The organism is Bifidobacterium sp., from assembly GCF_022640935.1.
Lineage (GTDB): Bacteria > Actinomycetota > Actinomycetes > Actinomycetales > Bifidobacteriaceae > Bifidobacterium.
This window is the reverse complement of record NZ_JALCCV010000002.1, coordinates 41828-66871: the sequence shown is the minus strand read 5'-3', so window position 1 is coordinate 66871 and position 25044 is coordinate 41828. Positions and strand designations below refer to the sequence as shown.

General features: G+C 62.4%; 15 protein-coding genes. All 15 read right to left on the bottom strand.

The genetic code is table 11. From position 1 onward, the window contains the following. Nucleotides 1–36: 36 nt before the first annotated feature. The 15 genes from LKG04_RS01110 to LKG04_RS08835 all read right to left on the bottom strand — a co-directional run bounded on the left by LKG04_RS01110 (nucleotide 37) and on the right by LKG04_RS08835 (nucleotide 24793). A complete protein-coding gene (locus LKG04_RS01110; protein ID WP_291758751.1) occupies nucleotides 37–1608 on the bottom strand; it encodes a dihydroorotase in 1572 nt (523 codons plus the stop codon). A gap of 216 nt (nucleotides 1609–1824) precedes the next feature. Continuing rightward, entirely contained in the window at nucleotides 1825–2244 is a 420-nt protein-coding gene (locus LKG04_RS01105; RefSeq protein WP_291758750.1) for an aspartate carbamoyltransferase regulatory subunit, read from the bottom strand. Continuing rightward, complete coding sequence (gene pyrB / locus LKG04_RS01100) at nucleotides 2244–3191, bottom strand: aspartate carbamoyltransferase (RefSeq protein ID WP_291759314.1); 948 nt, start codon at nucleotides 3189–3191, stop codon at nucleotides 2244–2246. Before pyrB ends, LKG04_RS01105 begins: the two co-directional genes overlap by 1 nt. Nucleotides 3192–3472: 281 nt before the next feature. After that, nucleotides 3473–6625 carry a bifunctional [glutamine synthetase] adenylyltransferase/[glutamine synthetase]-adenylyl-L-tyrosine phosphorylase gene (locus LKG04_RS01095; RefSeq protein WP_291758748.1) on the bottom strand — a complete coding sequence of 1051 codons (3153 nt, stop codon included), beginning with the start codon at nucleotides 6623–6625 and terminating at the stop codon, nucleotides 3473–3475. 143 nt (nucleotides 6626–6768) lie between these two features. After that, complete coding sequence (gene metF, locus LKG04_RS01090) at nucleotides 6769–7650, bottom strand: methylenetetrahydrofolate reductase [NAD(P)H] (RefSeq protein WP_291758746.1); 882 nt, start codon at nucleotides 7648–7650, stop codon at nucleotides 6769–6771. Further along, a complete protein-coding gene (gene metE, locus LKG04_RS01085) occupies nucleotides 7650–9965 on the bottom strand; it encodes a 5-methyltetrahydropteroyltriglutamate--homocysteine S-methyltransferase (protein WP_291758744.1) in 2316 nt (771 codons plus the stop codon). The genes metF and metE overlap by 1 nt, the downstream gene beginning before the upstream one ends. A 281-nt stretch (nucleotides 9966–10246) precedes the next feature. After that, entirely contained in the window at nucleotides 10247–10804 is a 558-nt protein-coding gene (locus LKG04_RS01080; RefSeq protein WP_291758742.1) for a SixA phosphatase family protein, read from the bottom strand. Between the two features lie 16 nt (nucleotides 10805–10820). Further along, complete coding sequence (locus LKG04_RS01075) at nucleotides 10821–11987, bottom strand: tRNA (adenine-N1)-methyltransferase (RefSeq protein WP_291758740.1); 1167 nt, start codon at nucleotides 11985–11987, stop codon at nucleotides 10821–10823. After that, nucleotides 11980–12915, bottom strand: coding sequence for an ABC transporter ATP-binding protein (locus LKG04_RS01070; protein ID WP_434734886.1), 936 nt, complete (start codon nucleotides 12913–12915; stop codon nucleotides 11980–11982). The genes LKG04_RS01075 and LKG04_RS01070 overlap by 8 nt, the downstream gene beginning before the upstream one ends. Nucleotides 12916–12990: 75 nt before the next feature. Next, nucleotides 12991–14226, bottom strand: coding sequence for a glycogen synthase (gene glgA / locus LKG04_RS01065; protein WP_291758736.1), 1236 nt, complete (start codon nucleotides 14224–14226; stop codon nucleotides 12991–12993). A gap of 147 nt (nucleotides 14227–14373) precedes the next feature. Next, nucleotides 14374–14823 (bottom strand): tripartite tricarboxylate transporter TctB family protein, encoded by a 450-nt coding sequence (locus LKG04_RS01060; protein ID WP_291758733.1) that lies wholly within the window; start codon nucleotides 14821–14823, stop codon nucleotides 14374–14376. Between the two features lie 939 nt (nucleotides 14824–15762). After that, complete coding sequence (locus tag LKG04_RS01055; protein ID WP_291758731.1) at nucleotides 15763–17310, bottom strand: glutamate synthase subunit beta; 1548 nt, start codon at nucleotides 17308–17310, stop codon at nucleotides 15763–15765. A 1-nt stretch (nucleotide 17311) separates the two neighbouring features. Next, on the bottom strand, nucleotides 17312–21895 hold the full coding sequence (gltB, locus tag LKG04_RS01050) for a glutamate synthase large subunit (RefSeq protein WP_291758728.1): 4584 nt from the start codon (nucleotides 21893–21895) through the stop codon (nucleotides 17312–17314). A gap of 253 nt (nucleotides 21896–22148) precedes the next feature. Further along, nucleotides 22149–22613 (bottom strand): VOC family protein, encoded by a 465-nt coding sequence (locus tag LKG04_RS01045; RefSeq protein ID WP_291758727.1) that lies wholly within the window; start codon nucleotides 22611–22613, stop codon nucleotides 22149–22151. Nucleotides 22614–22873: 260 nt separating this feature from the next. Further along, on the bottom strand, nucleotides 22874–24793 hold the full coding sequence (locus tag LKG04_RS08835; RefSeq protein WP_291758725.1) for a xylulokinase: 1920 nt from the start codon (nucleotides 24791–24793) through the stop codon (nucleotides 22874–22876). Between the last annotated feature and the right edge of the window lie 251 nt (nucleotides 24794–25044).

Below are 25044 nucleotides of genomic sequence, written 5' to 3'. Positions count from 1 at the left end.
TCTGGCTGCGCCACATCTGCACCAAGCCAGAGGCGTCTAGCGCTCGGATCGCTCGATTCTGCTGAAGACCAGCCGGCCATCCAGAATCGTAGCTACTGGTCTGCCGGTGACGTTCCAGCCGACGAATGGCGTGTTGCGCGCCTTGGAGTGGAAGCGCCCCGGGTCGATGACCCACTTCGCATCGGTGTCGATAAGGACAAGATCGATGCCCGACCGACCTGCTGATGACGCAGTCGAAACCCCAGCAAAGTCAAGGATTCGACGAGCCGGAGAGCTGCGTGATTGAATGCCGTCATGAGCATCACCAGCCATTGGGCCGCCATGGTTCACACCATGGACCGCGGAATCACCCAATTCCACATCAGGAGCAAGGGCGCTCCCGTTCGACGCATTCACCACCGACTTGCCCAGCAAACCATCAATATCAACAGCCCGCCGACCGAGCAACTCCATCGGCTGAGAGGACATCAGCTCGATGAGCCGCTGATCGTCGATATATCCACTGTCGACCAGCACCGTATGACAGACCGCGTACGCGCTTTCCAAGCCGATGATGCCGTTCGGCGCCGATTCCAGCCCGGCCCGCTTCTCCTCGATAGTGTGCGGCGCATGGTCGGTGGCGATCATATCGACCGTGCCGTCGACGACGGCCTCGATGGTTGCCTGCCTGTCGGCCGCCGAGCGCAACGGCGGGTTCATCTTGGCGAGCGCGCCGTACTTGAGCAGATCCTCGTCGCACAAGGCCAGATAGTGCGGCGCGGTCTCACAGGTGATCGGCAAACCTTCGGCCTTCGCTTTACTGATCGCATCAAAGGAGCCTGCCGTACTCACATGCTGGAAGTGGATATGGACACCGGTCTCGCGGGCCTTGTCGATATCTCTGGCGACGATCGAAAGTTCCGTATCCGAAGGAATCCCCGGCACGCCAAGCCGGCGAGAGACTGCGCCCTCGTTGATGATGCCGGAATCGTGGTGCTCGCAATGCTCCAAAATCCACAGCCCGGTCCGTTTCGCGTTCTCCAAAGCCGCGTCCAGAACTGCGTTAGTCACCGCTGACCCGTCGTCGCTGATCGCCGCTATCGGGTGGTCGAGCTGCTCTGCGTCCTTCGCAGCATCACCGTGCCCGGCGATATACCGCCCCCAATCGGCCGGATCGCTCGCTTCGACACCCGCCCGTCCTTTCGAAGCGCAAACCGACAGATCGTAATGCGAAGGCAGCGCCATGCCATGGGCCTGCCCATAATGCTGCAGATAATCGATCACCGTGCCATACCCGGCGTCGAGCACTTCCGCGGCTCCCTGCTGCCCGGCGTCGACCGGCAGCCCATCGATGGCCGGCTCCGTGTTAGGCATGATGAGCAGATCCGTGTACCCGCCAGAAGCCGCCGCCCGGCAGCCGGAGATCATGGTTTCCTTGGCTGTTTGACCGGGATCTCGGAAGTGGACATGCGGGTCGGCGAAACCGGGCGCAAGCGTGAGATTCGAACCGTCGGCCTCGCCGGATGTTATGCAACCGGAATCGACGAAAGCGCGAGCCTCGTCGGCCTCGACGCGCAGATCGATGCGCTCGCCGGTGTCCCAGACGTGGATATTGCGCAGTGTGAGCATCGTATTCTCCTCGCTCCAGGGCCGTTTTCAGTCATTTCACATGCCGCCGCGACTCGCGCATGCGTCCGTACGGTTTATGGCTTGTCTCTGTTTCCGCCGCGCGGCCACGGTCATTGCATTCGTCGGTTCCCTGGCCAGCTGATCGCTGCCGTTCGGCGTTTTCGCATGGTCTATCGCCGATCAGCCCTGTTACTTGACATATTGCCGGTTGAGGTATTACCGCTTTGCCTTTTCGTCGCAGTAATCGCAGCGGTATTCGCCGCGCTCCCGCTGCGCGAGATGGAACATCTGATCCAGTCCCGTCTCGCTGGTGGTCACGCAGCGCGGGTTCGCGCAGGTGAGCACGTTGACGAGATGATCGGGCAAAGTCGGCCTTATCTTGTCGACGATGGCCCCGCCGCGCACGATGTCCACTGTCGCCTGCCGCGCCACGAATCCGAGCACGTCAAGGTTGATGTCCTTCTCGGTTTCGATCTTGATGATGTCCTTCGAGCCGAAGCGGTTGCTCGTGGTGTTCATAATCAGCGCCAACCGCGTTTTGGCCGGGTTGATTTTGAGGTATTCGAGCACTTTGAGCGCCCGGCCAGCCGGGACATGGTCGATGATAATGCCGTTTTGGATGCTGGTGACCTCCATCAGGCCCGCACCTCCTTCCGCTGCAGCGGTTCATAGCCGGGCAGCACGTCTCCTATCACTGCGCTTTCGAGCGCCATGCGCATGAGCATGCCATTCTTCACCTGCTCGAAGTAGGCGGCGCGCGGGTCGTCATCCACCTCGACGGCGATTTCGTTGACGCGTGGCAGCGGGTGCAGCACCGCCATGTCCTGCTTCGCCAGGCGCATCTTGTCGGCGTCGAGGATGTAGGTGTCGCGCAGCCGCAGATAATCGTCCTCGTTAAAGAAACGCTCCTTCTGCACGCGCGTCATGTAGAGCACGTCAAGGTCGCCAATATTCTCGGCCAGATCGCTCGCCTCGACATATGAGCAGGTCTCGGTCGCGTTGATGCGGTCAAGTACATACTGCGGCGTCTTGAGCTCATCGGGGCTGATGAGCACGAAGCGGACATGGCCGAAGCGGCACAGCGTCTCGATCAGGCTGTGTACGGTGCGGCCGAAGGTGAGGTCGCCGCACAATCCGACGGTCAGGTCGTTGATGCGCCCGAAGCGCGATTGCAACGTGGCGAGGTCGGCCAGCGTCTGCGTGGGGTGCATATGCCCGCCGTCGCCCGCGTTGATGACCGGCACCGAAGCCGCGTGCGAAGCCACTAGCGCCGCGCCCTCCTTGGGATGACGGATGGCGACGACATCGACGTAGTTGGACACGGTTTTGAGCGTATCGGCGATCGACTCGCCCTTGCTCACCGAGGAGAGCTGCGCGCCGGCGAAGCCAATGACCTGTCCGCCGAGGCGAAGCATCGCGGTTTCGAAGCTCAGGCGCGTGCGCGTGCTCGGTTCATAAAACAACGTGGCCAGCACCCTGCCGTCGCAGGTGTGGGCCACGGTCGTACGATGGGCGTCGATGTATTGCGCCCGATGCAACAGTTCGCGTATCTGCTGCGTCGATATGTCGTCAAGCGTCACCACGCTGGTGCCGACAAGCGACGAAGGATAGTCAGGGGCCTTGGCCGATGCAGCAGCGGCGGTTTCGCCAACGCTGTTTTCAGCAATGCCATTTCCAATAGGAGCATCTTCAGCAGTGGAATCGACTTGCGACACATATTCGACGGACAAGGGCACACCTTTCTTTCGCGCAAGGTGGCCACCGGCGGTGACCTCGCCAATCATACGCCGTTTTTCGGACATGGTCCACGACATGTTTGACACGTATAGTCGACGCCTTTACCACAAAAAGCGCTGTTCACCCATCACCGCTCCCCGTAAAACAGCCGCTCCACGACCTCGCGGCATTGGCGCATCGTGGCGAGCAGGTCGTTTTCGAAATGCTGGCCGTGGTGCGAATCATAGCCCAGATAGACGCCGATAGCCCCCAGGGAGTCGAGATCTTCAGGCAGAATGTCGGCTCGCACGGCTCTGCCTGTCCACAGATAGTTGCCGTTGCGTGCATCGGTGCACATGCGCCAAGTCCGGCGCAGTGTTTGCGCGTCCGTGGATGCGATGCAGCCCAGTCGTTCCAGTTCATTCAAAGCCGCCAGCGTCGAATTTACGCGCAGCCCTTCGCTCTGCCCCGCGTGGCATAGCTGCATGAGTTGTACGGTCCATTCAACGTCGGACAGACCTCCTCTGCCGAGCTTCAGATGCCGCTGCCTCGATACGCCTCGTGGCAGCCGTTCGGACTCCATGCGAGCCTTGAGCTTCCTGATTTCAGCCACGGCGGATTCGGATACTGGTTCGTTCGGGTACCGCAAGGGATCGGCAATATCGCGCAGAAAATCTTCGGCAAGCTGCTGGTTCCCGGCGGCGAAGCGCGCTCTGAGCAGAGCCTGATGCTCCCAAGTGGCGGCCCACTGCGCATAGTATTCCTCGCAGGAGGCATAGGAGCGCACCAGCGGGCCGTTCTTACCTTCGGGACGCAGGTCAAGGTCGAGATCGATCTTCGGTTCGACCGTGACCGGCCCCAGCACCACGTTCCTGAGCATTTCGACAACCGAACGGGCAAACGCCCCGGCATCCTCCTGCGACGCGCCGTCACGTGAGCGGTAGATCAGAATCGCATCGGCATCGGAGCTGAAATTGACCTCGCGTCCGCCATAGCGTCCCATGCCGATGACGCACAAGGTCGCCGGAGGATCGCAGTATCCCAGCGCCCGACGCTGCGAGCGGATAGCCCACGCAAGCGCGGCATCGAGGATGGCGTCATAAACATCCGTCATGCCCGTCAGACATGAGTCCGAATCCATGGCCCCGCTGAGCCACGACAGGCCGATGCGTTCGATTTCGTGGCGGCGCATGGCGCGCAATGAATGCGCGAAGTCCGCGATGGAATCCGCGTACCGTTCCATCGTCGCATGACATTGGACGTCCAAGCTCGCCCTGTCACGCGCACGGAGCATCTCGTCATTGCCCAGCCACGTGATCGATTCCACGGATTTGTTGAGCGCATCGCCAAGGAACCGCGAGTTGGAGAGCACATGGCACAGGCGTCGTGCGGCCATCGGCGAATCGCGCAGGAAGCCGAGATAGGGACTACCGGTGCCGAAATGCTCCTCAAGCCGCCGCCAGTTGAGCAGTCCCATGTCGGGGTTTTGTCCCTCGCCTAGCCACTGCAGCACGGCGGGCAGCAGGAAGCGATTGATTTTGGCGGCGCGCGATACGCCCTCGGTCAACGCGGAGACATGGCGGATCGCGGCATCGACGTCACCGAAGCCGATGGATGCGAAGCGGTCGCGCGCCGCCTGCCTGCTCAGTACGATCTGGTCGTCGTCGAGCTGGGCGTTGACCGGCAGCATCGGACGATAGTAGATATCCATGTGCATCCGCCGCACTTCCTGGCGAGTGCTTTCAAACCGTTCGGCTAAAGCATCGGGAAGCAGCCGGAACGCCCGCGCGAGCCGACGCAGTTCGGGATTGCGATCGAGAGTTTCAACTGTCGCTGCCCGCTGCCGCACGCCATTGGCCGGCGCGGCAGCAAGATCAGGGAACAGGTGGGTGCGCTTGAGCGCCCACATCTGCTGGCGGTGTTCGAGCACGCGTTCGAAACGATAATCGAGCGAAAGCCGTGCCGCCTGCCGCCGTGAAACGTATCCGCCTTCGGAGAGGGCCTGCAGCGCGTCCAAGGTCGCGGATACGCGCAAAGATTCGTCGGTGCGGCCGTGCACCAGCTGCAGCATCTGAACAGTGAATTCCACATCGCGCAAGCCGCCGCGGCCGAGTTTGATCTCGCGTTCCTTGAGCGGACCGGGGATCAGATCCTCGACCCGTTTGCGCATCTGCTGGCAGTCGTAGACGAAGTTGCCACGCTTTGCCGCCGTCCAGACGAGCGGTCTCGTCATCGCCATGTATGCCTCGCCCAATTGCGGGTCCCCGGCTGCCGGACGCGCCTTGAGCAATGCCTGGAACTCCCAGTTGCTCGCCCACTGCCGATAGTACTCGCGGTGCGAAGCGAGCCTGCGCACCAGCGGGCCATCCTTGCCCTCAGGCCGCAGCCCGCCGTCGATCTGCCATAGCGGCGGCGCAGCAACCCCGGGAACCAGGGATTGGCACACGCGCTGCAAGGTCGTGGCCATTCTCGTACCGATTCTGGTGAGTTGGCCCGTGTCAGTGTCGCCATCGCCGCCAGCGCCGTCGTCCGCAGGCTCTACGACATAGATCAAGTCCACGTCGGAAACGTAATTCAATTCGCGGGCGCCGAGCTTGCCCATGCCGATGATCGCGAACCGGCAGCGTTCGCTGCCTTCGACCTCATGCCGCGCAATGGCCAGCGCGCCTTCGAGCGCCGCATCAGCCAGATCGGAAAGCTCCAGGCTGATGCGGCGCTGGATATCCACTGGGTCGCCCGCCGCCACATCCTGCGCCATAATCGCCGCAAGCTGGTCATCATAGGTCAGGCGCAACGCACTGGTCGCCTCGGCAAGGCTCAGCGTGGAGGCTGGAGGGGCGGGGTTGCCGCGATCGTGGCCATCGTTGAAACCAGCGTAATCGACAGGATCAGCGGGATCGGCCCCGACCGCCTGCAGCATATGCGCGCGGCGCTGGCGCCGATTGAACAGATGGCTGTTGCAGGAGTCACGCGCCGCTGCCGCCACCAGCGCCGGCCGAAAACGCATTCGCGTCCCCATGGCATCCGAAGCGCCGAGCACGCCGATCAAGCGCCGCAGCGCCGCCGGCTCGTTCCAGAACGTATCGGGAGCGGCGTGCCCAGCCTTGACGATACGGACGAGATGCCGCAGCGCAATATCGGGGTCGCAGGCGCGTTGCAACGCGGCAAGCACCGTGCGCAGCCGTTCCGCCCCCCAGCCCTCACCGTCGAGTTCGCCGAATAGCCGCGAGGCGCCTTCGAGATCCTGCAATCCTGAATGAATCAGGTCACGAGTATCTGGGGCGAATGCTGCACAGTCCATAGCACCAATCTACATCGCTCACGGTCGACGGCGCCATTGGGCGACCCCCATAGCCCAATGCCGCCGAAAACATGTGCACGCACACGGCGGCACGGGTGAAGCATATTTAGCCCGCAAAACCCAGCTAACCCACAGCCGGGCTTTCAGTCGTCGGAACGTTCACCCTCCGATCCATCATCAGCCGTTTTGAACAGCAGTCCGACGTTGCGCCAGATGCCTCGGGTGACGCTGGGATGGTTCATCGTGTAAAGGTGGATGCCGTCGATGCCGCGCGCGACAAGGTCGGCGATCTGCTCAGAGGCATAGACGACGCCGGCGGCCGGCAGTGCCTCGCGATCGTTTCCCCATTTGTCGAGCAATGTTTCGAGGGGCTGAGGCACGCGCGAGGAGCAAGTGCGCACCATGCGGCGCACCTGGCCGGCATTGGTCACCGGCATGATGCCCGCTTCGATGGGCACGCAGATGCCGGCGGCGCGGGCCTTGTCGAGGAAACGCAAAAAGTCCTGGTTGTCATAGAACAGCTGCGAAATCAGATGCGTCGCACCGGCATCCACTTTGATCTTCAGGTTTCGGATATCCTCGTCCAGGTCGTGCGCCTGCGGATGGCTTTCCGGGTAGCAGGCGCCGAACACGGTCATGTCGGGTCTGGTCCGGCGGATGTAGGCCGCCAGATCGCTCGCATGCTCGAACACGCCGAGCGGCTCGCGATCCGGATTTCTGTCGCCTCGCAACGCCAGCACCGCGCTGACATTCGCCTGCTCGAACATGTCGAGCGCGGCATCGGCCTGTGCTTCGTCAAGATACTGCGCGGTGAGATGGGCGACGGCCGGAATCCGGTACTCGGCAGTGATTGTATGTGCGATGCGCGCGGTCGCCGTGCGGTCCGATTGGGAGCCGTGTCCGTAGGTCACGGAAATAAAGTCCGGGTCAACGCCCTGCAGACCGTCGAGAGTGTCGTAGATCGTGCCGACCGGGGCGTTGCGCTTGGGCGGGAACACCTCAAGGGAGAACATCGGGGCGTGCATCAGCCGGCGAGCCTCGCGCGCTCGGCCCTCGCCGCTGCGACCAGATTGGTCAGGCTCGGCCAGGTTTCGGCGTTGCCGCGCGTCTTCAAGCCGCAGTCGGGGTTGATCCACACCTTGCTGGCGTCGATCTTCTCCAGAATCGCATCAATGCGCTCCTCCAGCTCATGCTCGCTGGGGATGCGCGGCGAATGGATGTCGTAGACGCCGGGACCGGCCTCGGTCTCGAAGTTGGCGTCGTGGATTGCGTCCAACACCACGAGGTCGCCGCGCGACGCCTCGAAGGAGATCACGTCGGCGTCCATCGCGTCGATGTCGCGGATGATGTCATTGAACTCCGAATAGCACATATGCGTGTGGATCTGCGTGGTCGGCTGCACAGCCGAATGCACGAGGCGGAAGGCGGGAACCGCCCAATCCAAGTACTTGGCATGCCAGTCGCTTTTGCGCAGCGGCAGCTTCTCGCGCAACGCGGCCTCGTCGATCTGGATGATACGGATGCCGGCCTTTTCGAGGTCCAGCACTTCGTCGCGGATGGCCAGCGCCAGCTGCTTGGTCTGCAGCTCGTGCGACACGTCCTCGCGCGGCCACGACCAGTTGAGAATCGTTACCGGGCCCGTGAGCATGCCCTTCATCCAATGCCTCGTGCGGCTTTGCGCGTAGGCGCTCCACTCGACCGTGATCGGCTTGGCGCGCGACACATCGCCCCACACGATGGGCGGCTTGACGCAGCGCGTGCCGTAGGACTGCACCCAAGCGTTCTTGGTGAAGAGGAAGCCGTTGAGATTCTGGCCAAAGTATTCGACCATGTCGTTGCGCTCGAATTCGCCGTGTACGAGCACATCGAGGCCGATCTGCTCCTGATGGGCGATGACCTCGTCGATCTTGCCGCGAATGAAGGCATCATACGAGGCCTGATCGATCTCGCCCTTGCGCAGCTTCGCGCGCTCCGCGCGCACATCCTTGGTCTGCGGGAAGGAGCCGATCGTGGTCGTGGGCAGCAACGGCAGGTTCAGCGCCTTGCGCTGCAGCCGCTGGCGCTCGGCGCGAGCCGGCTGGCGCACGAAATCGGCGTCGGTCAGGGCCTCAAGACGCCGGTAGACAGCCGGGTCCTCGGCCACGCGCGTGCCGTCGAAGAGCGCTTGGTTGCTCTCAAGCGCCTGGGACGAACGCTTAGCGTCGTCATCAAGCTGCGCGAGTTCGGCCACTTCCCCGAGCTCGCCAAGCTTCTCGACCGCGAACGCGAAATGCCTGCGCACACCGTCATCCAGCCCACTCTCGTCAGCCGTGCTGAAGGGCACGTGCAGCAGCGAACTTGCGGTTGATACGGCGACGTTGTGCGTCTTTTGCTTCAGCGCATCTATCAAACCAAGGGACACCGCATAGTCGTTGCGCCAGATATTGCGGCCGTTGATGACGCCGGCGAACAGCGTCGTATCCTGCGCGACGCCGGACTTCTCGACCGCAGCGAGGTTTTCGTCCTTGCCTTCGATCAGATCGAGGCCGACGCCGTCGAAGCCGAACAGGTTCACCGTCTCATAGATGTCGGCGATATGGCCGAAGTATGTATTCAGCAGCAGCTTGATCTTGCCGGCGTCGCCATTACGGGCGGGCAGGATCTTCGTGTACAGCGCCTTGAACAGCTCGACGTCGCCGGGCTCCTTGTCCAGCACCAGGTACGGCTCGTCGAACTGCACCCACTGCGCGCCAAGCGCGGCGAATTTGGTCAGGATCTCGGCATAGGCCGTGGCGGTGGAGTTGATGAGCCCGTGGTCGAAGTTCAGCTCCTCGGCCTGCGGATTGCGGGCTAGCTTCAAGAAGGTATACGGCCCGATGAACACGGGCTTGGTGAGGATGCCGAGCGCCTTCGCCTCGGCGAATTCCTCGAAGGGTTTGCTGCCCACGAGCCTGATGTCGGTCGACGGCTCGATCTCCGGCACGATGTAATGGTAGTTCGTGGTGAACCACTTCTTCATCGGCAGGGCGGTGACGTCCCCCCGCTCCCCTTGATACCCACGGCCGATGGCGAACAACGTGTCCTCGGCGTTCTCGAAGGCGAGGCGCCGGTAGCGCTGCGGCACTGCATTGAGCAGAATCGCGGTGTCGAGCAGCTGATCATAGTAGCTGAAGTCGTTGCTGGGAATCAGGTCGATGCCCGCCTCAGCCTGGAGCTTCCAGTGCTTGGCACGAAGCCCTTTGGCGGTGGATCGGACGTCGTCAAGCGAGTTCGCGCCCTTCCAATACCCTTCGATGATTTTCTTCAGTTCACGATTCGCCCCGATACGCGGGAATCCCGAGACGGAAGTAAGAGCAGGCATGCGTCCTCCAATGCAACAGTGGTAACTGGCCTAGCCTACCAACAAAAACGACATTGCAGGGCATAGACAGCGATAAGGTGTCGCCATAAACCGGGTTTATAACGGCGCGATTTCAGTAATGGTCGTTGATCATGGCAACAGGCATCAATGGAATCGTCGCATGAGCCATCCCGTGTGCCTTCGCCGGGTGCCGCCGCTGCGGCGCAGCCGAGCCCGCTTGACGGGCCTAGCAGGTCATGGCAGTGTCATGCGGGCAAACGCCGGCCACCTTCACGCGCCAGTCACCCGAAGTTCTTGGGATTGAGGACCGCGAGGAGCTCGGCATCGTGCGTCTGCCACGCGTCGAACGGCTTGTTTGAGCCGAAGACGACCGCTGCTGCAGGCGACAGGCCAAGGTTGAGCAGGCCGAGGAGATCGGAGTCCGAATCTTCGCTCGCCAGCCACTGGCTCGCCATTGACACGGCTGGTTCGTGCCCCAGAATCATGAGAATCTGGGACTTCTCCTTGCTGTGCGCAAGCTCGTCGAACACGGCCTGCATACCGTCTTCGTACAGACTCTGGCGGTAATCGACCTTGGGTTTGTCGCCGAAGACTTTGAGCATGCGATCCAACGTCTGCTCGGCGCGCGTGGCGCTGGAGCAGGCGATGCGGTCGGGAACCAAGTCCATATCGTTCAGCCCTTTGGCGACGGCCTTCGCCTGTTTGCGGCCCTTGTCGGTCAGCTCGCGGCTGTGATCGCCCTCGGCACTGGATCCTTCGGCCTTGGCATGGCGCATCACCAGCAGCACATGATCGTAATGGCGCGTTTTTTTGGCGAGCTTTTTCAGATTGACTCCCATGGCTTTGCTCCTGTCCTCACTGTCCTGTCGTTCCCAAAGCGCCGACTTGCGCATCCAGATCGCGCAGCACCCTGCGCAGTTTTCGATCGGAAATATCACGCAGCTCCAAGTCTTCGAGCTGTGCGGCACGCTCCTTGTTGCTCATCGAGTCAATGTCGGTATGCGTGTCTTTCGTAGCGCGATCGCGTTTGCGCAAAGCCGCGAAACCTTCAGCCATCGCGCGGCTGATCACGAGAAAGCCGGTATGCCCGATCATCTGGTGATCCGGCCGCACCGCAAGCCCTTGCGCCTTCCACGCGCGTTCGAGCGTTTCCTGGATTTCGGGCTCAGTCCACGTACCAGCCTCGCGCAGCGCCTCGACGAGTCGGCTCATCTGCGTAGTAGTGGTGATATAAGCCACGAACACACCGCCCGGGGCGATGACCCGACCAGCCTGTTCGAGTCGATTCCACGGGTCGAGCATGTCGAGCACGATGCGGTCGAAGGAATGGCCCGGCAAGCCGGCGGCGACGGAATCGAAATCTCCGACTTTGAGATCCCACCAGTCAGGCTGTCCTCCATAATACAACGCGGCGTTCGCCTGCGCTATCTTGGCGAATTCGCCACGCATCTCGACCGTGGTCAGCTGGCCCCGCTCCCCCACTGCATCGAGCAGATTCACGCTCATCGCGCCAGAGCCGGCGCCCGATTCGAGCACGTTCATGCCCTTGCGGATGTCGCCGAGCTGGATGACCTGCGCGATGTCCTTGGGATACATGATCTGTGCGCCGCGCGGCATCGAGAGTACATAGTCGGCCAGCCTCGGCCGCATCACCGCGTACTGCCAGCCGCCGATGGCCCGGGCGGATTTCCAAGGTTTGCCAGCATCACGCGACGACTGCTCTGGTTGCGGCGGTTGTTCGGATCGTGCAGCTTCTTCAGAGCGCACAGGCTGTTGGCCTTGCGCGGACCTTTCGGATTGCGCAGCCTCATTCGCCTGCGATTCCATCCGCCGCTTGGTATGAACCGTCGTGACGACGATGCCTTCCGTCCTGCCGATGATGTCATCGTGCAGGATGAGCCCGTGCTCGGTCTGCGTCGTGCCGTCGGCGATCAGCTGCTCAGTGATGCGTTTGCCCTTGCGGTCGGTGAACTGGACTTTTTCCCCGGCCTGCAACAGGCGCGTCGTTCCTTGGCTAATCATGAATCTCCTGGATATCCTCTGTACCGCCAACCGTATCTCCCCCGCCGCCCGTCCGCGAGTACGCATTCCAGCGGCCATCCTCATGCGTGACCTTCAGCGGCAGCCCGAAAATGGCGCTGAGGCGCCCTGCAGCGAAGCCGCGGTCGAGTCCTCCGGCGTACAGAATCGTGCCTGGCTGCGGATCGCCGCCAGCGACGTTGGCCTCGTAGGCATCGGTCTCGTTGCCAGCGCGCCGGCCCATGATCGCCACATGGTCGAATCCGCGCGGTATCTCTTCAAGCCGGTGCGTGACCAGCACCACGGTTCTGGCGCCGTCCTGCTCGCCGATGCGGCTCAACGCCTGCAACGCCAGCTCCCTGCCTCCCAAGTCGAGCCCAGTGGTCGGTTCGTCAAGGATCAGCAGATCAGGATCGGCCATCAGCGCCCGGCAGATGAGCACGCGTGTCAGCTCGCCTTGGGAGAGCTTGAACATCTGCTTGCCTTCAAGATAGGCGATGCCAAACTGGCGCATGAGCGCACGCGCCCGGTCGAATTGCTCCGGCGCGTAGCTCTCGCGCCACCGCCCGGTCGTAGCAGTCAGCGCGGTGACGACTGCATCGAGCGGGTCCTCCTGCGGCGGGAATGCCCGTGAAAGCTCCACCGAACTCAGGCCGATGCGGTTGCGGTAGGAGAACACATCGACCTTGCCTAGCCGATTGCCGAGAATATCGACCGTGCCTGCAGAGGGGAAGCCGCGCGTGCTCATCATCTGCACGAGGCTGGATTTGCCAATGCCGTTGGGGCCGAACAGAATCCACTTCTCCCCGGCGCCCACCTCCAGATTCACATCGGCGAGGATCACGCGGCGGCGCCGGCGGAATTCCACGCCGGACAGCCGCAATGCAATCGCATCATCCATGCGCATATTCTCCTTGGTAAGGCGTGTCATACACCGTTGTCGCCATAATGTTTCCGTTAATCGTCGACAACCATCGTGGCGAAACCGAATCGCCGAATCGCCACGCTATCGAAGCGCGTCGCGGTACACGTCGATCGTGCGCTCGGCGATGGACTCCCAGCTGAACCTGTCGCGCGCGCGCTCGTAGCCAGCGCGACCCATGGCCTTGGCCCGCTCAGGGTCGGCCATGATCTCGTCGATGGCATGGGCCATATCGTGCACGAAAGCATCCGGATCGGTCGGTGTGCCGGTGCCGTCATGCAGCTGTTCGAGCGGCACCAGCAGGCCGGTCACGCCATCGTCGACCACTTCGGGGATGCCGCCCGTGGCACTGGCGACAACCGGAAGTTTGCAGGCCATAGCCTCGAGGTTCACGATGCCCAACGGCTCATAGATGCTCGGGCACACGAAGGCCGTGCACCCATGCTCCAGCGCGTTGAGCTCGGGCTTGGGCAGCATCTTCTCGATCCAGATGATATTGCCGCGCTGATCATTGAGCTGGGCGAAGGCCGACTTCACTTCGTCGGCGATCTGCGGAGTATCGGGCGCGCCGGCGCACAGCACGACCTGGATGTCCTTATCGATAAGGTGCAGCGCCCGCAGCAGATACGGCAGCCCTTTTTGCCGGGTGATGCGGCCGACGAAGAGCAGTGTGGGTTTGCTGCGGTCGATATGATAACGCCCGAAGACCTTCCAGCCTTCGTCGTCATCGTCGGGCGTGGCAAAATCGGCGAGCGTGATGCCGTTGTGCACCACGGCGACCTTGCCGGGATCCACATTCGGGTAAGCGCTCAGAATATCATTGCGCATGCCTGCGGAGACGGCGATGATGCGCTCGGCGTGCTCGTAAGCGTCACGTTCGGCCCAAGAGCTGAGGTTGTAGCCGCCTCCGAGTTGCTCCTTCTTCCAAGGACGGAAGGGTTCGAGGCTGTGCGCGGTGATCACCATCGGCACCTCGTGCAGCTGCTGCGCCAGGCGCCCGGCGAGGCACGCGTACCACGTATGGACATGGGACAAGTCGGCGTCGACGTCGTTGGCCATCTGCAAATCGGTGCCAAACGTCCTGAGCGCTGCGTTGGCCTGCGCCAGTTCGGCCGGGGTATCATAGCCGAACACGCGCAGCGAGCCCTTGGGATTTTGGCCCGGTATCGCGGGAACGTCTTCAGAGGCGCGCGGCCCGTCGAACGCCCGCACGGTCACGTCGATGCGTTCAGCCAGCACCTTCGCCAGCTCGTCGACGTGGACTCCCGCGCCGCCGTAGATGTGCGGAGGGTATTCGCGGGTCAGGATGTCTACTTTCATGCTTGCTCCTTCGTTGCGCTTCGTTGGGCGTATATCACTCAAGTCTACGACCGGCAAACCGTGTGCGCGGATATCTAGAAGTCAGGTATTAAGAACTCAGGGGATGCGATGTCAAATGCCCGGCCTGATCCGCCCGTCCCGCTCTGCTCACACGGCGGTGCCGTTGGCATCCAGATTGGGGTTGTGCCTCGGATCGCCTGTCACGAAGAAGAGGCTCAGGACTGCGACGACGAACACCGCGCTGACCGTGATGATGAGCCACAACGGATGGCTGGGCAGCCACATGATGACAAGGAAAGCCACCACCGACAGGCCGATCAGTGTCCAGCTGAGGATGCGGAAGAACTGGCGCAATGAGTGCGGTGCCTTGATGATTTGCGGATCGCGGTTCTCGATCGTGCTGATTTCGTCGTCGTCCGCTTTGGCCGATGGCGTCCATTCCCCGTCGACATGTTCGACGAGCCTGCGCGATTTCTCCTGCAGGCCGTACTCGTCGATCATATCGGCACGAGCGCGACCGCGTGTCTGATCGTACTGCTGGGGCACGCCCTTGCGGCTTCGTTTGTCTTGGGCTCGGCGTTCGGCGCGATTCGGCATAGCTTCTCCTCCATAAAACAACGATTTTCCGCTTCCCAGTCTACCCCGCTACGGCGGCAGGCGCCGCGCTTCTTTCTAGAAACCCAGTACAGGCGTGAGTCGATGCCCACGCCCACCAGCGCAACGTCTTGCCATAGGTTGTTATGTGTTCGTCAGACGCCTGCCGGGCCTTGACTGCGCGTGCGGGGCTTGCCGGCGGCGCGCCTGCACAACCTGCCGATCCCATATCCGCCGAAAGACGCGAGGGATAGCATAACGAGCTACAACCGCCAATCAGACGGCCGGCGCATTCCCATACCGGGCCATGTAGTAGTGGTTATGACGCCTGCTGCAAGCACGCTGTTGAGCACAAGGAAACGCGGCTGTACGCCGTCGACCGCCACATATTCGATGCCTCGGTGATCGCTTCGCTGAAGCGCGGCTCCTAGCCAATAACGGCTGCGGCGAGCTCGCAGACCGCCATGCCGTTGTCGACGCGCTCGATTCAGGCCAGCTCGCCGGGTATGCGGGCGACGTACGGGATCCGCCGAGGATCATCCGCGGCGGACTGTGCCGCACCGAGGCATGACCGCTCGCATTTGGGGAACGACCTTGTCGGCCCAAGCACGGTATGCCGCCGAAGTGCACGAGATTCTTGAGGACTTCCTCGACGACGGGCCCATCAGCAACGAGTGCATCATTGCGCAGAGTGGGGCGTTGATCCAAAACGCTACGAGGCGACCAAGGAACAGGCCGGCCCTGGCAGCGGCGAAAAGGACTGATCTCGGCCAGAGGCAAACCGGTAAACAAGTCATGTGCAAGGGATGGGCAGTCCATCGCTGCCCCCCCTGCGCGCGCCGAATTCGGCTTCATCCAACGTGCTCTGCACCATGTAGGCCTTATAGCACGGGCATTTGTCATCAATGACGCGCTGCCAACATTTCAGGTTCACGGCCCTGCCTAGTGAGCCAGCGCCTTGAGCGGCAACGTCATCGGGCGGTCGCTCGGCAATATCGGCGAGGGCAGCTCAGTGACGCCGATGAGGTACTTGTCGACGGCTGCCGCGCAGCTGCGGCCTTCGGAGATGGCCCACACGACCAAGCTCTGGCCGCGACCGGCATCGCCGCATACGAAGACGCCGTCCTGCGTGGTGGAGAACTTGGCGTCGCGCGAGACGTTGCCGCGGCCGTCCAGCTCGACGGGCAGCTGATCGAGCAGCGTCGTCGTGTCAGGATGAGCGAAGCCGATGGAGATGAGCACCAGATCGGCCGGAATCACGCGCTCCGTGCCGGCGATGTGCATGCGCCTGCCCTGCTTGTCGAGACCGACGCTCACGATTTTCAGCCCTCTGACGTGGCCATGCCTATCCGCCACGAATCCGGCGGGCACCGAGGTATTGTCGACGTCGACTTTGTCCAAGTCGTCCTCAAGACCGTCGAAGCTCACCGAATCGGTGTTGTACAGGTATTCGCCGCCTTCCTGCATCGAGGTGGTCTTCTGGTAGGTGCGCGCATACGTAGGCCATGGATGGTCGGCTGGACGCGCCAAAGGCTCCTGCGGGTTGATCTGCAGCACGGTCACGTCTTTCGCGCCCTGGCGGATCGAAGACCCCAGGCAGTCCGAACCGGTGTCGCCGCCGCCAATGATGACCACATGCTTGCCTTTGGCGCTGATGTCGGCATGCGGCTGCACGCCGTAGAGCCGGCGGGTCGTGTCGGGAAGGAAATCCATCGCGAAATGAATGCCGTCCAGATCGCGGCCCGGAATGGCGAGATCGCGCGGCGTGCCGGAGCCGATAGCCACCACGACGGCGTCATAGCGCGAACGCAGCTCGTCCCAGCTGATGTCCTTGCCGATTTCCATATTGGTGCGGAATCGGGTGCCTTCGGCCTCCATCTGCTCTACGCGCTTGTCGAGCAAGTGCTTGTCGAGCTTGAAATTGGGGATGCCGTAGCGCATGAGCCCACCGATCGCGTCGTCGCGCTCATAGACGACGACCGTGTGCCCTGCGCGAGTCAGCTGCTGTGCGCACGCCAGGCCAGCGGGCCCGGACCCGACGATGGCGACAGTCATATCGGTGAGGCGCTGCGGGGGCATCGGCCTGACGTAGCCGAGCGCAAAGGCCTGGTCGATGATCGTGACCTCGTCGTTCTTGATGGCTGTGGCCGGCTGATGGATCGCCAGCACGCAGGCGTGCTCGCAAGGCGCCGGGCACACGCGTCCGGTGACTTCCGGGAAGTTGTTTGTCAGGGACAGCCTGTCGTAGGCGTCCTCCCACTTGCCCTGGCTGACCAGGTCGTTGAACTCGGGGATGACGTTGCCCAACGGGCAGCCGGTCATGCAGAATGGGGTGCCGCAATCCATGCAGCGCGAAGCCTGCTCGCGGGTCCACGGCTGCGCGCCATGCTCGGCATGCACGTCGAACCAGTCTTTGATGCGCTCCTCGACCGGCCGTTCGGCCATCTCGCGGCGGGTGCGGACTTTGAGGAATCCTCTGGGGTCGCTCATATCAGTGGGCTCCTTCCATGACCTGCTCGTACACATGCTCCCATGCGCCCGGCGCATTGAAATCGACGTGCTGCGCCTGGGCCCGGCGCATCGCGTCGGTCATCGCCACGTACTGCCGCGGCACCACGTGGGTGAAACGGGCGACGGCATGCTCCCAGTCGGCTAGCAATGCTGCGGCAAACTGCGAAGCGGTCTCTTCGGCATGCCGTTTGACCAGATCGTGCACGAAACCCTGCTGCGCGGCGTCGAGCTTCTGGAAAAGCAGCGAGCCGTTCTGCACGGATTGCGGATTGACCTTGTCCATATCCAAATCAAGCACATAGACCTCGCCGCCGGAGAAGCCGGCGCCGAAGTTGCGTCCGGTTGGCCCGAGGATCGCCACGATACCGCCGGTCATGTATTCGCAGCCATGGTCGCCCACGCCTTCGACCACGAATGTGGCGCCGCCGTTGCGCACGCCGAATCGTTCGCCGGCCCGGCCAGCGATGAACATCTCGCCCGAGGTCGCTCCGAATCCGGCGACATTGCCCGCGATGACGTTCTCATGCGGGTCGAAGCCTGCGCCCATGCCTTCTTCGGGCCGCACGATCAAGCGGCCGCCGGATAGCCCTTTGCCGGCGTAGTCGTTGACTTCGCCGTAGACGCGCAGGGTTTCGCCGCGCGGGATGAACGCGCCGATCGACTGGCCGCCTGAGCCATGCAGGGTCATGTCGATCGTGTCGTCGGGCAGGCCTTCGGCGCCATAGCGTCTCGTGATCTCATAGCCGACCATCGTGCCCACCGTACGGTTCACATTGCGGATCGGCACCTCGATGCGCACCGGTTCGCGGCGCTCGAGCGCAGGACGGGACAGTTCGATCAGTCGGTTGTCGAGGGCCTTCTCAAGCTCGTGGTTCTGTTCGATGGTCTGGTGCAGGATCGTGCCGGGCGTGGGGCCCGGCTGCATGAGCACGTTGGTCAGGTCGATGCCGTCGGCCTTCCAACGGCTCACGGCCTCGTTCTGGTCGAGGCACTCGACATGGCCCACTGCCTCTTCGAGCGTATGGAAGCCAAGCTGGGCGAGCAACTCGCGCACCTCTTGCGCAATGAACATGAAGAAGTTGATGACGTGTTCGGGTTTGCCGCGGAATCGCGCGCGCAGCTCGGGATCCTGCGTGGCGATGCCTTGCGGGCAGGTGTTCAGATGGCATGCCCGCATCATCACGCAGCCTTCGACGATCAAGGCCGCCGTGGCGAAACCGAATTCTTCAGCGCCTAGCAGCGCGGCGACCACGACGTCGCGACCGGTCTTGAGTTCGCCGTCGCATTGCACGACGATGCGGGAACGCAAGCCGTTGAGTATCAAGGTCTGCTGGGTTTCGGACAGGCCGATCTCCCATGGCGTGCCGGCGTGTTTGATGGCGTTGAGCGGAGCCGCGCCCGTGCCGCCGTCGTAGCCCGAGATGAGCACCACGTCCGCATGGCATTTGGCCACGCCGGCCGCGATAGTGCCAACGCCGAATTCGGAGACCAGCTTCACATGGATGCGTGCCTTGGGATTGGCCATCTTGGCATCGTTGATGAGCTGCTTCAAGTCCTCGATCGAATAGATATCGTGATGCGGCGGCGGAGAAATCAGCTCGACCCCGGGGGTCGCATGACGTACTTTGGCGATCCACGGCGGCACCTTGGCACCAGGCAAATGGCCGCCTTCGCCGGGTTTGGCTCCTTGGGCAAGCTTGATCTGCAAGTCGGTGGCGTGCACGAGATAGTCGCTGGTGACGCCGAAGCGGGCCGATGCAATCTGCTTGATACGGCTGGTGCGGTGCGGATCGGCGATGCGGTCGTCGGATTCGCCGCCTTCGCCGGAGTTCGAGCGCGCGCCGATCGAGTTCATCGCGATGGCCAGCGTCTCGTGCGCCTCCTGCGAGATCGAGCCATAGCTCATCGCGCCGGTAGAGAATCGCTTGACGATCTCGCTGGCCGGCTCGACCTGATCGATGTCGATCGGCTTGCGCGCATGCGTGAATGACATGAGCCCGCGCAGGGTCATGAGCCGGTTCGAAGTGTTGTTGATATGCGCCGAATACTGTTTGAACAGGCCGTAGTCGCCCCGCTGCGTGGATTGCTGCAGCAGGAAGATCGCCTCGGGATCGTTGAGGTGATCCTCGCCGGTGCGGCGCCATTTGTAATCGCCGCCTGTGCGCAGCTTGCGGTGCGGCGTGGCGGTCCACTGGTTCGGATAGGCCACGCGGTGACGGATCGCGACCTCTTCGGCGATTTCGTCGAGCCCTTCGCCCCCTACTCGCGAGGTGGTGCCGGTGAAGTACTTGTCGATTACGTCCCGGCTCAGGCCCACGGCCTCGAACAGCTGCGCGCCGCGATAGCTCATGATCGTGGAGACGCCCATTTTGCTCATGATCTTGAGCACGCCGGTCGACAGCGCCTTGGTAAGGTTCTTCATCGCCGTCTCGGCATTGACGGACAAATAGCCGGTGTTGGCCAGGTCCTCCACCGATTCGAAGGCCAGATAGGGGTTCACGCAGGCCGCGCCATAGGCGATGAGCAGCGCCACATGGTGGATTTCGCGCACGTCGCCGGCCTCGACGGCCATGGAGATCTGGGTGCGGGTATGCGTGCGCAGCAGGTGATGCTGCACTGCGCTGGTGAGCAGCAGCGAAGGGATCGGGCCCCACGTATGGTTCGATTCGCGGTCGGAGAGCACGATGAAGTTCTTGCCGTCGGCGATGGCCGCATCGACTTCGCCGAAGATCTCTTCGAGCCGTTCCTCAAGCGCCTTGCCGCCGCCTGCGACCTGATAGAGGCCCTTGACGATGTACGGGCGGTAGTAGTCGCCGAGTATCTTCGCCTTGTCGAGGCGTCTGAGCTGCGCCATCTCGTCGGAATTGACGACCGGCAACGGGATGAGGATCTTCTTGGCGTGCAGCTCGGTGTCGTCGAGCAGGTTCGGCTCGGGGCCGATGGCGGATTCGAGGCAGGTGACGATCTCCTCGCGCTCCCAGTCGAGCGGCGGGTTGGTGACCTGCGCGAATTTCTGCGTGAAATAGTCGAAGAGCATGCGGCTGCGTTCGGAGAGCACGGCCATGGGCGCGTCATTGCCCATGGCGCCCAGCGGCTCCTTGCCGCTGTTCGCCATCGGAATCAGGAGCATCTTCAGATCTTCCTGCGTGTATCCGAAGGCGCGCTGACGACGTTGGACCGACTGTCCCGAATGGCTCACATGCTCGCGCGCGGGCAGCTGGCTCATCTCGACGCTGTTGCCCTCCACCCATTGGCGGTAGGGGTGCAGCGCGGCCAGATTCGCCTTGATCTCCTCGTCCGGCACAATGCGGCCCTGCTCGGTGTCGATCAGGAACATCCTGCCCGGTTCGAGGCGGCCTTTCGAAACGATGTGCTGCGGCTCAATCTCGGGCAGCACGCCGGCTTCCGAGGCAAGCACGACCGTGCCGTCGTCGTTCAGCTGCCAGCGCCCGGGCCTGAAGCCGTTGCGATCCAATTGCGCGCCGACCACGACGCCATCGGTGAAAACGATGTTCGCCGGGCCGTCCCACGGCTCGATCAGCGTGTTGTTGTACTCGTAGAACGCGCGGATGTCCGGGTCGAGCGCATCGTTCTTCTCCCACGCGGGCGGCAGCATCATCGAAATGGCATGCGTGATGCTGCGGCCAGAGAGGTGCAGCAGCTCGAGGCATTCGTCGAACGTGCCCGAATCCGAGGCCCCCGGGGTACAGATGGGCAGCAGCGGCTTGAACTCGCCTAGCAGTTTGGAGCTCAGCCGGCCTTCGCGCGCCGAAAGCCAGTTGCGGTTGCCCTGGATGGTGTTGATCTCGCCGTTATGCGCGATGAGGCGGAACGGCTGCGCCAGCGGCCAGCTCGGAAACGTGTTGGTCGAGAAACGCGAATGCACGATGGCGATGGTGGCTTTCATACGCGTATCAAGCAGATCCGGGAAGAAAGAGGTCAGCTGCAGCGTGGTGAGCATGCCCTTGTAGGTGATCGTGCGCGAGGACAGCGAGGCGAAATAGACGCCGACCTCATGCTCGATGCGCTTGCGCAGGCGGAAGGTCTTGCGGTCGAGATCCAGATCGCCTGTGCCCGCGTCATCATTCGCATCCGCCACGACCAGCATTTTGAACGAGGGCATGGATGCGAGCGCCTGCAGCCCCAGTCCGTCGGGATTCGTGGGAACCACGCGCCAAGCGAGGACTTCGAGGCCTTCATCTTTGGCGATGTTCGCGATGGCCTGCTCTTGACGACCCGAAGCGGCGATATCCCGGTCGAGGAAGGCGATGCCAGCGGCGTAATGGCCCTCGGCAGGCAGTTCCACGTCGATGGTCCCCCGCATGAATTCATCGGGCATCGATACCATGATGCCTGCCCCGTCGCCCGTGTTCTCCTCCGCGCCGACCGCGCCGCGGTGGTTCAAGTTCACCAGCACCTCGATGGCCTCGTCGACGATGCATCGCTCGGCATGGCGGTTGAGCGTGGTGACCATGCCCACACCGCAGGCATCATGCTCCTGCGAGGGGTCGTACATCCCCTGGGCTTTGTGGACCGTTAGATCGAGCGGAGCGCGGAAAGACACGGAAACCACCTTCATCGTTTATGGCAGGCCAAAACCTGCGGTTCTTTGCCGGTGCGGCCAAGAATACAGCCGGGTTCAGTCAAGCGTGTTTCTCACGTCCATATAACGAATCATTCGGCGAGTTTTACGCTGTTTGCGTTCTTGTGCATTCAGCGGCACCCTGCAGAACCGTAGAATAGTGCCTGCGCAGGGAACGCGACGAGATCATGCGCGCATACCGCCCGTGTCAAAACGCGAAAACCGACCTCGCGCCTCATGCATCGATACGGCTCCAATCGATCACAGCCTCGATGTTGTTGCCATCCGGGTCCAAGACGAATGCCGCATAGTATCCGGCATGATAGGGTCTTGGCCCAGGCGCACCGTTGCCACGCCCGCCGGCGGCAAGCCCGGCCGTATAGAATGCCCGGACCGAGGAATGATCGGGCGCGCGGAAGGCGATATGGGTCGGGGCGTACGGCACGTACGACACGTACGGCGGCCGCCCGACCGAGGCAGCTGGCGCGGCGTCTGAGGCATTTTCGGCAGCGGCATCGTTCGCGCAGCCGTCAAGAGGCGAAATGTAGAAGTCGGCATGCGGCGTGCCGTCGTCGACGCCGAACCCGAGCGTCGGCTCGTGATGCGCCTTCACAACGTATCCGAGCGGTGCGAGCGCCTTGGCGTAGAACGCGATGCTGCGCTGCACGTCGCGGACATGCAGCGTCATATGGTCGATCATGATGATATGCCTCCTGCCCTTTCTGTATGCAGCCTCAGCATCGTATACCCTTATATCCCGGTACGTTTCGTTTATGGCGTTGCCGGCGAATACTGTCGCACACGGTGCATTTCCCTGGAGGCACTGCCTCATTTGTGCCTTTCAGCGCGGCCTAGCGGCACAACTGAAGTATAACTCCGGCAATGCCGCATCATGTGCCCTTTGCCGCAGCTTAGCGGCGCAACTGATGCATATCATCCGCGAATGGCACAGAATCCCACTCATCCAAGCCCGTCGATGGCCGGATACAACGAGCGGTAACGGCTGTAGACCTCGTCATACAGTCGCACGGTTTCCATGTGCGGCTCATAGGTAACACTGTCACGGCAGGCGCGCAGCCTTTCGGTGACCTCATCGAGCGACTCGAAACGACCGAGCGCATATTGCACCAGAAATGAAAGCGCAGCAGCCGGCATGACATCGGCATTGCGAAATACCTCGATGGGATGTCCCAAGACATCGGCCATGATCTGGCACCAGACAGGCTCTCGCGCTCCCCCGCCGATCAGCGTGATCTCCGACGGTTCGGCATCGAAGATCTCCAGGCCCTGACGGATGGAGAAGGCGACCCCTTCGAGCGCCGCACGCGCCATATCCGCAGCCGTTGTATCAGATGAAAGACCGACGTAGGCACCGCGGATGGAGGCATTCATCACCGGGAAGCGCTCGCCTGAGAGGTATGGCAGACACAGCACGCCATTGCTGCCAGGCCTGCTGCGCGCCAGCATCGCGCCCATGAGGCTGTAATCGGCTCGGCTGACGGATGCCGACAGACTGTGGCTCGTCGACGGCCTAGGATTTGCGTTCGCGCGGTCATCCCTGCCTTTGCCATGGGCCACGTAGCTGGAGCGTCCGCCGCGCCCTTCGTTGACGGTGGCCTCGCACGCAGTGGCCTCACATGCAGTAGACCCACATGCAGTAGACCCGCAATCAGTCTTCCCACAATCAGTCTTCCCGCAATCAGTGCCTTCGCAAGAAGCATCCTCGCAATCGATGCCCTCGCAGATACGGTTCCCCGCGAACACCGATGTGATCCATCGGTGCACATTGCCAGCATTAAGGAACGGCACACCGCTGATCACTCCACCACCGGCACCTTCGCCATCGCCGCTGGATACGTCGCTGATGACGCCGCCTTCGGCGGCCTTGACGGTGTCATTGCCGCCGGCGCGTTTATTGGCGCCGCTGCCATCGCTCTTACCACCGGCACGGCTGTCGCTATTTCTTCCGCCGCCGACGCTGACCCCATTATGCGCACCGACCGTGGTGCAAGCGAGGTTCGCGACGCCGATCTGATCAGTGATGGGTTCAGGCGAGATGGCGGCGATCCATCCAGAGGTGCCGATGTTGATGTTGTATTCGCCCGGCTTGGTCACGCCGCTGGCGAGCGTGGTGGCGCCCGCATCTCCAATGCCGGCGAACACCGGCGTGCCTAGCGCAAATCCGGTCGTTTCTGCGGCTCGGCCGGCGATTTCGCCCACGCGATCCTCCGGATTGCGCAACGCCGGAAACAGCAGCTCATCCATGCCTGCCGCGTCGATGAGCCTGCTGCTCCATACGTGCCGGCAGATATCCATCGCGCCGACGGTGGAGCTGGCGACGACGTCGGCTGACAGCGCTCCCGTCAACCGGGCGACGAGATAATCCTTGGCATCGAACAGCACATGCCGTGTTTTCGCGAAGTTCTGCGGCTCGTGGCGTTTGAACCACATGAGTTTGGGCAGCGGCAAGGAGCCTTCGAGCTGGTTGCCGGTCAGGTTGTGGAATGTCGTATCACCTACGATTTCAGCCAGTTCACCTGCCTCGCGATCCGCCCGGCCGTCCGAATAGAGCATCGCACGGCGCACCGGGTTCAGTTGCCCGTCAAGCGCGATGACATCCTGCATCTGCCCGCTCATGATGATGCCGAGGATGTCGGCCGGATCAAACTTCGGCACGGACTGCGAGGCCTGCGTCAGCATGGCATGCGCAGCTTGCAGAAAAGCCCGCCACCAGTCGAACGGATCCTGCTCCCGATGACCATCGCCAGTGAATAGTGGCATCGCGCCGCTCGAGCACGAGGCGATGATGATGCCGTCGTCGTCGGTCAGCGCCGCCTTGACCGCCGTAGTTCCCGCATCGAATGTCGCAACATAGCCCATGCAAGCCCATGGTAGTCATACGGCGCGCGCGAGGAGTTCACGCCAAGTTTCCGGCTCGCACTGTGCTTGACGCCGTGAACGGGTATTCCGATTTCGCGTGCGCTGCTGATCCGTCCGGGCTTCTGAGGAAAAGGCACAAGTAACATCCCCGCCAGTCTGAGGCCTGGCCGAGCCAGTCCCGCCTTGCGCCTACTTGAGCCCTCACCAGTGCTCGAAAACCATGTACATGCGTTGCGTGAGGCGTTACTGGA